This is a genomic window from Pseudomonas proteolytica (genome assembly GCF_007858275.1).
Lineage (GTDB): Bacteria > Pseudomonadota > Gammaproteobacteria > Pseudomonadales > Pseudomonadaceae > Aquipseudomonas > Aquipseudomonas proteolytica.
Genome location: NZ_VFEV01000014.1, coordinates 135,609 through 142,347, shown reverse-complemented (window position 1 = coordinate 142,347; position 6,739 = coordinate 135,609). Strand labels below are relative to the sequence as shown.

General features: G+C 58.7%; 7 protein-coding genes and 2 pseudogenes. 7 read left to right on the top strand and 2 right to left on the bottom strand.

The window, feature by feature from the left end; translation table 11 throughout:
- From FIV38_RS30100 to FIV38_RS12720, 5 genes and pseudogenes are all read left to right on the top strand, one after another.
- Positions 1-124: pseudogene (locus FIV38_RS30100) on the top strand (ribonucleotide-diphosphate reductase subunit beta); the annotation flags it as partial.
- Between the two features lie 89 nt (positions 125-213).
- Positions 214-390: pseudogene (locus tag FIV38_RS12735) on the top strand (HNH endonuclease); the annotation flags it as partial.
- A gap of 72 nt (positions 391-462) precedes the next feature.
- Positions 463-1,116, top strand: a complete 654-nt coding sequence (locus FIV38_RS12730; RefSeq protein WP_029294421.1) for an HAD-IB family hydrolase — start codon at positions 463-465, stop codon at positions 1,114-1,116.
- Positions 1,117-1,234: 118 nt separating this feature from the next.
- Positions 1,235-2,185 (top strand): hypothetical protein, encoded by a 951-nt coding sequence (locus FIV38_RS12725; protein ID WP_029294419.1) that lies wholly within the window; start codon positions 1,235-1,237, stop codon positions 2,183-2,185.
- A 124-nt stretch (positions 2,186-2,309) separates the two neighbouring features.
- Positions 2,310-2,684 carry a helix-turn-helix domain-containing protein gene (locus FIV38_RS12720; protein WP_029294417.1) on the top strand — a complete coding sequence of 125 codons (375 nt, stop codon included), beginning with the start codon at positions 2,310-2,312 and terminating at the stop codon, positions 2,682-2,684.
- Between the two features lie 22 nt (positions 2,685-2,706).
- On the opposite strand, the gene FIV38_RS12715 is transcribed toward FIV38_RS12720, so the two are convergent.
- Together FIV38_RS12715 and FIV38_RS12710 are read right to left on the bottom strand one after the other, a co-directional pair.
- Positions 2,707-3,408: an amidase family protein gene (locus FIV38_RS12715; protein WP_139273586.1), complete on the bottom strand. Its 702-nt coding sequence runs from the start codon at positions 3,406-3,408 to the stop codon at positions 2,707-2,709.
- Between the two features lie 176 nt (positions 3,409-3,584).
- The gene (locus FIV38_RS12710) at positions 3,585-4,640 is read right to left on the bottom strand and encodes an MBL fold metallo-hydrolase (protein WP_092237669.1); all 1,056 of its coding nucleotides are present in this window, start codon (positions 4,638-4,640) and stop codon (positions 3,585-3,587) included.
- Between the two features lie 133 nt (positions 4,641-4,773).
- Between FIV38_RS12710 and FIV38_RS12705 the strand changes: the two genes are divergently transcribed.
- Both FIV38_RS12705 and FIV38_RS12700 read left to right on the top strand, forming a co-directional pair.
- A complete protein-coding gene (locus tag FIV38_RS12705; RefSeq protein ID WP_029294411.1) occupies positions 4,774-5,397 on the top strand; it encodes a TetR/AcrR family transcriptional regulator in 624 nt (207 codons plus the stop codon).
- A 195-nt stretch (positions 5,398-5,592) separates the two neighbouring features.
- Positions 5,593-6,651 (top strand): diguanylate cyclase, encoded by a 1,059-nt coding sequence (locus FIV38_RS12700; protein WP_029294409.1) that lies wholly within the window; start codon positions 5,593-5,595, stop codon positions 6,649-6,651.
- Positions 6,652-6,739: the final 88 nt, after the last annotated feature.

Here is a 6,739-nt window from a genome sequence, read left to right as displayed (position 1 = left end):
ATACCCAGGCACCACCAACCCGTTCCCGTGGATGAGCGAGATCATGGACTTGAAGAAAGAGAAGAACTTCTTCGAGACCCGCGTGATCGAGTATCAGACTGGCGGGGCGTTGAGCTGGGATTGATCGGCGCATAGTCGCGACATGAAAAAGCCCTGGGGTCGCACCCAGGGCTTTTTTTTATGGGGGCCGGTCACGGCGCATCAACAGTGGGCGGTTTGCCATTTCTTGAAGTACACCACCTCAAGCACCTGGCCCGGAAGGGTTCGGATCCCATCTCCAATGCTGTAGCCTTGTGTCCCAATTGCCATCAGCGTTGTTACCGGTCGACTGATCGGGATGAATTCACCACAGGGTTTTACTCGAAAATCGATAGATTGATATCCGAGTAGACTCCTGCGGTCACAGCGTATGCATTCCAAAAAAATAGTAGATAGGACCGAGGCCACCCCGTGAACCCAGACATGCTAGAAGCCGGCCCAGTGGGCGCCAAGGTACTTTCAGTCTTCGACTTCGACGGCACCCTGACCCGCCACGACAGTTTTGTGCCGTTCCTCAAGTTTGCTTTCGGCAAGCAGGAATTCAACCGCAGGATGCTCAAGCTCGCACTGCCTGGCGTGCGCTTCCTATTGCGCCAGATGAGCCGCGATGAGCTCAAGGCCCAGTTGATTCGCACCTTTATGACCGGTGTGGACAAGGCTTGGGTCCAGCAGAAAGCCGAGGAGTACTGCAAGGCCTCCTGGAACAAGCTGATGCGCCCTGCCGGCCTGCAGTCGGTGGCCGACGAGATTGGCTCCGGCGCCGAGGTGACGCTGTGCTCGGCGTCGCCGGCAATCGTGTTGCAGCCTTTTGCTGATCGGCTGGGGATCAAGCTGATCGGCACCGAGCTTGAGGTGGTCGATGGGGTGTTGAGTGGGCGCCTTACGGGCAACAACTGCCGCTGTGAGAACAAGGTGCTGCGCCTCGAGGCGATTTATGGCGACTTGGCTGAGTATCGGCTCAGGGCCTGGGGTGACACGCGCGGCGATCGCGAGTTGCTGGCAGCGGCGCAGGATGCCCATTGGCGGCATTTTCATTCGGCCAAGCGCCGTGGCAAGCCGAAGCTGAAAGCCCGGTAATCGCAGGCGCTCTCTTGTAGGGGTAGGCACGCCCCTACACAGTGGAGTGCCTATGGATGTTTGAAGTACCGCCGCGATCCCGCTATTAATAGCGCACCTTCCTACGGATCCGCCTGCGATGAAGTTCGACACAGCCTATTGCCTGAGCCTGGATGAAAAGCTGTCGATCTATGACGTGCGCGACCTGAATTTCGACGAAACCGCCGCCTTCGATTCCGACAAGGACAGCTTCCTGTGCCCCAACGATGACTGCCGTGCGGCGTTTGCGGCGGGCAATGTACTGGGCACGTTCAATGGCAAGAACGTCAACTACCTGCGCACCCCGCATTTCAAGAACCTGCCCAGCACCCGGCATATCGAGGGCTGCCGCTATGCCAGTCACAAAGCCACGGCAGGAGAAACCGAGGATGGGCGCGAGGAAAACTTTCCATCGGAGTTCGTGCTGACTCGGCGTCAGTACGAACGCAAGGCAGCCATCCAAGGCGCCACAGACGTTATCCCGCAGGCGCCGGCGAAAGAGCCCTCGAGAATCTCCAATACTTCCCACAGTGCCAGCGAAACCACCCCGGACAAGACCAGCGTTTTCGCACACCCGGTCGAATGCTACGTGTCCAACATCGACAACAAGGACAAGCTCAAGGGCATGCCGTTGAAGATCGCTGAGCAGACCGCGACCTATTGGGCGTTTTTCAAGAAAATCGAATACCTGCAGGACAACAAAGGCTTGATCTACTGGGGCCGGATCAAGGCGATCAAGGACTACACCAGCAGCTTTCGCATCGACTTCGAAAAGAAGGTGTGGCTCGACAAGAAGCCCTACTCCGTCAACGTGTACCTGAACAAGAAGCTGATCGAGAACTACCGCAAGCGCAAGGCGTTCCTGGAGCAGATCAAGGCCGCCGTAGACAGTGAGCGCCCCTTGTATTGCTTCTTTTATGGCGTGACGCCGGAGTTGAAACAGGTGCCGAGCAAGAAAAACCCCGAGCAGACATTCGGGGTGTTCAGTGCCGATATCCAGAACCTGGACCACCTGCTTATCCGCGAGGCACCGGGTCTGGAGGAGAAATGACCTGAAGCGCCCGCCAATCAAGGGCCGGCCACGGGGGAAGTGAACCAGTTGATGAACGGTCAAAACAACTGTACAAAAACACAGTATAGTTTGTCCTCCCCCGTCGGCATCCTGGAGAAACCCCATGTCCTCTCTGGCAGTGAGCACCACCGTAGATCAGCAAATCGTCCTTCATCAGTTCACCCCACGGCACAGTGTGCAAGCACGCGCTTTGCTGGGCTGGAGCCGGGAAGACCTGGCCCGGCACGCCGGGGTTGGGGTGGACGCCATACAACGCTTTGAAAGCCATCATGAGGTGGATGACGCCATCCGCATCGCCCTGGCGTTTCGCCTGGAGCACGAAGGCCTGGTGTTTTTCCCGGGGTTTGCGCCGGGGTGGGGCATGAGTGGACGCCGCTCCCAAGCGTCACAGGCTGGTGCCGAACCGGGCCGCCGCAGCCTTATTGCGCGGCTGCTGGGCGCAACATCGTCGAACACGCCGCATCCCAACGGCGCATAGGCTCACTGGCCACGCAGCAGGTTCACCTGCCGGGTATGTCAGCACGTGTCTGCATCGCCTGTTGATAAACCCGTATCAAGGCCGACAGTGATTCCCGTGCCCAGCGGGCACCGTAGAACCAGAGCACGACCTTTGTGCCATGCAGATCGTCGTGGAATATCTGGCACACGCCTGGGTATCCGGTTTTGCAGAAGCCATGGAAAGCCGGGCTTTGGCCATCGGACACCAGCGCGTCGAGGCGATGCTCGCTCACCCGCTCATCGATCTCGTTGCTGGACGCCAAGGTGAAATGTGCAGTGGAATCCGGTAGCAGCGCCAGCACTGGCACCACTTCAGCACCGGCGGCCCGTAACACCTCCAAGGCCTGGAGAAATACGCTGGAGTGCTCCACCATTTCACGTGCATTGTTGCGCAGGTATTCGTCGGCATAACCGATACGCCAATCGGCCAGGGCAGGAGCTGATTTCGCGGCATTGTTTTCCATGACGGGCGGGACTTCCACCATAACCGGGCCCACGGGATCGAAGCCACTCAGGGCCAAGAGTGATAACGACGGATCACGCACGGTCTTCATCATCGGCCCCGGAATATCGAACCTGGGGCCCTGGACAACAGGCGTTGCCGCAGGCTGGAACTCAATGCCACCCCGAGGCGGCGCCTTATTGTCCGTCGTTCCAGGCGAGGGGTTCAGTGCACAAGGTGCTGTGTCCAGGATGTTGAGCATCGACGGTACTCCCCCAGAACAGGAAGCACCTGGCGCCAAGATCTTCCTACATTTTTCCTCCATCAAGCCCACTCCCAGGAAATGACTTTCCCGAGATCATCGCATCCTTTTCCAGTCGGTTCTCAAGGCGGAAACACCTTGAAAGCCCTTTCACCGACAGCGCATTGCAAACCCCGTCAACTCACCAGCGGTTGCGCCGCCTGGGCCTCGACATCCAGCCACCAGGCATGGCCGCGCTCAGGTGCAGCCAGCATGAAAGCCTGCCCCATGGCTGGCGTGGTAATCGCAACATTACGCTCCCACGCCAAGGCCATGATGCGGTCAAACGGCTCATGCCAGGCATGGAATGCCAGATCAAAGGTGCCGTTGTGGATCGGCAGCAACCAACGCCCCTTCAGATCGATATGGGCCTGCAAGGTTTGTTCAGGCTGCATATGCACATGGGGCCAGTCTACGTTGTAGGCACCCGTCTCCATCAGCGTCAGGTCAAAAGGCCCGTACTGCTCGCCAATACGCTTGAAGCCATCGAAATAACCGGTGTCGCCACTGAAAAAGATGCGCCGGGTACCCTCGATCATTACCCACGATGCCCAAAGTGTCTGGTTGCCATCAAACAGACCACGTCCGGAAAAGTGCTGGGCTGGGGTGGCGACAAAACGGATGCCATCCACTTCAGTGGCCTGCCACCAATCCAGCTGCCGCACCTTGTCTTGCGCAACGCCCCATTTGATCAAGGTGTCGCCGACGCCCAGTGGCGCGAGAAAATAGCGGGTCTTGGCGGCCAACTGCACGACGGCGTGGCGGTCCAGATGGTCGTAATGGTTGTGCGACAGGATCACCGCCTCAATCGGCGGCAGATCCTCAAGGCTGATGGGCGGCTGGTGAAAGCGCTTGGGCCCCGCCCAACTGAAAGGCGAAGCACGCTCGGCGAACACCGGATCGGTCAGCCAGAACTTGCCGCGCATTTTCAGCAGTACGGTGGAGTGCCCCAAGCGGTACACACTGTGATCCGGGGCACTGAGCAGTTGCTCGCGCGTCAGGCGCTGCACCGGAATCTCCCCCACTGGCCGCGTACTGCGAGGCTTGTGAAAAAGCATTTTCCAGAAAATCTTCAGGGTCTTGCCAAAGCCAGCTCGGTTGACCGGCGCATGATTGTTGAAGTGACCTTGCTGCTGCTCGGATGGTTTGAGCGCTGCCGAGGGGGTGTCGAGGCGGTTAGAAATCGTGGCCATTACAGAGTGACTCCGGTACGTTCTGCTGATGCAGATCAACAACTACACTGCACAGTGTAGTTTCAAGATTGCAACAAAACCCGGACCAAGTAAACTACCGAGTGTAATTTTCTTCCCAGAGCCGAAAAGCCCCATGACTGCACCTCAACGCCTCACCGACCGCAAACGCGAAGCCATCGTGGCAGCGGCCATCGCCGAGTTTCGCGACAACGGCTTCGAGGTCACTAGCATGGACAAAATCGCCGCCACCGCCGGCGTATCCAAGCGTACGGTGTACAACCACTTCCCCAGCAAAGAGGAGTTGTTCACCGAGATCCTGCATAAGCTGTGGGCCAGCAGCGTGGCGCAACTGGATGTCAATTACTGCAGCCAACAACCCCTGCGCGACCAATTGCGCGTGTTGCTGCAAGCAAAGATGAAAATGATGTCGGACGCCAACTTCCTCGATCTGGCCCGGGTGGCGATTGCCGCGACCATCCATTCCCCGGAACGCGCACAGGACATCGTCAATCGCCTGAGCGAGCGCGAAGAGGGGTTCACTTTGTGGGTACGTGCCGCCCAGGAAGACGGGCGACTCAAACCCGTCGACCCGTGTTTTGCCGCCCATCAGGTGCAAAGCCTGCTCAAGGCGTTCGCCTTCTGGCCGCAAATCACCCTCGGCCAACCTACCCTGGACGCCGCCACCCAGGCCAACGTGATTGAATCGGCGATGGATCTGTTCCTGGCCGGCTACGAGATTGCTACCTGCCCCCGATAAGTCCCCGTGTCGCAATACGACGCAGCAGGTCGTTTTTGCCCTAATCCCTGTGGATCTCCACGCAAATGGCTTGGAAGGACACTGATTATTCCTGCGTAAATCAATGACAATATTCGCCTCTCATCTGGCGTAAATGGCCTTTGGTAAACGTACGCCGTCGCCCCTTAAAAAAAGAAAAACCTGACGCAGGGATCTATGGAAAACCTTCGAGGCAAAGGGCTGTCGTTTGCCCGGCGCATTTATCGGCCGCGCATTATCGGGCTGGGCATTGGCAGCCTGTGCGTGCTGGCCGCCCTGTACCCGCTGGCCATGCCCGGATGGATCTGGGCGTTGTGGCTGCTCAACGCATTTATCTGGCCGCACCTGGCGTACCAGTTATCGAGCCATTCGGCATTTCCCTACCAGGCCGAGCGCCGCAACCTGCTGTATGACTCACTGTCCGGTGGGTTCTGGGCCGCAGCTACGCAATTCACACCACTGACCGCAGTGACCATCCTCGCGATGATGACCATGCACAACGTCGCGGCGGGCGGCAAGCGGTTGATGGTCCAGGGCATGCTCGCGCAACTGGTGGGCGTGGCACTGGCCTGGCTGATATTCGGCCCTTCATTCAATCCCAACGTCGGCCTGATCCAGGTGTATGCGTGCCTGCCAATGTTGATCCTCTATCCCGTCGCCATCGGCATGGCCAGTTATCGTTTGGCCATCAAGCTTTCGGAACACAAGCGTGCCCTGAGCGCCTTGAGCCGTACCGACAGCCTCACCGGCCTGCTCAATCACGGCTCCTGGAAAGACCTGCTGCAACTGAAGTTCCACAAGTGCCAGCAGCAACAATCCCAGGCCACCATTGCGCTGATCGATATCGACCACTTCAAGCAGATCAACGACGCCTATGGCCATATCGTTGGTGACCGAGTGCTGCGCCAACTGAGCAAGGAATTGCAGCGCAACGTGCGGGAAAATGACCTGGCGGGCCGCTACGGTGGCGACGAGTTCTGCGTGATCCTCCCGGACGTTGCGCTGGAACAGGCCAGCTATGTGATGGAGCGTCTGCGGGAAATGTTCAGCCGCTACCGCGACCCGCAGGTCCCGGAGCTGCGGGTCAGCCTGAGCATTGGCCTGGCGGCCTACCAGGTGCAATTTACCCAGGCCCATATGTGGCTCAACGCAGCGGACAAGGCGCTGTACGCCGCCAAGGGCACCGGGCGCAATCGGGTGACGGTGGCTGAATCCCTGGTGGCCCGTTCCGCCTGAATAGAACTTCCCTCGGGGGCCAAGACTCAGAGCTCTGATCTGTACTGTCTGCCGGTAGAAGGGAAGCCGGCAATGAGCACCTCTGCCG

What these genes read in the sequence shown, in the direction of transcription:
- FIV38_RS12730 (WP_029294421.1), top strand. Translation starts at nt 463, where the DNA reads ATGCTAGAAGCCGGCCCAGTGGGCGCCAAGGTACTTTCAGTCTTCGAC.
- FIV38_RS12725 (WP_029294419.1), top strand. Translation starts at nt 1,235, where the DNA reads ATGAAGTTCGACACAGCCTATTGCCTGAGCCTGGATGAAAAGCTGTCG.
- FIV38_RS12720 (WP_029294417.1), top strand. Translation starts at nt 2,310, where the DNA reads ATGTCCTCTCTGGCAGTGAGCACCACCGTAGATCAGCAAATCGTCCTT.
- FIV38_RS12710 (WP_092237669.1), bottom strand. Translation starts at nt 4,640, where the DNA reads ATGGCCACGATTTCTAACCGCCTCGACACCCCCTCGGCAGCGCTCAAA.
- FIV38_RS12705 (WP_029294411.1), top strand. Translation starts at nt 4,774, where the DNA reads ATGACTGCACCTCAACGCCTCACCGACCGCAAACGCGAAGCCATCGTG.
- FIV38_RS12700 (WP_029294409.1), top strand. Translation starts at nt 5,593, where the DNA reads ATGGAAAACCTTCGAGGCAAAGGGCTGTCGTTTGCCCGGCGCATTTAT.
- FIV38_RS12715 (WP_139273586.1), bottom strand. Translation starts at nt 3,408, where the DNA reads ATGCTCAACATCCTGGACACAGCACCTTGTGCACTGAACCCCTCGCCT.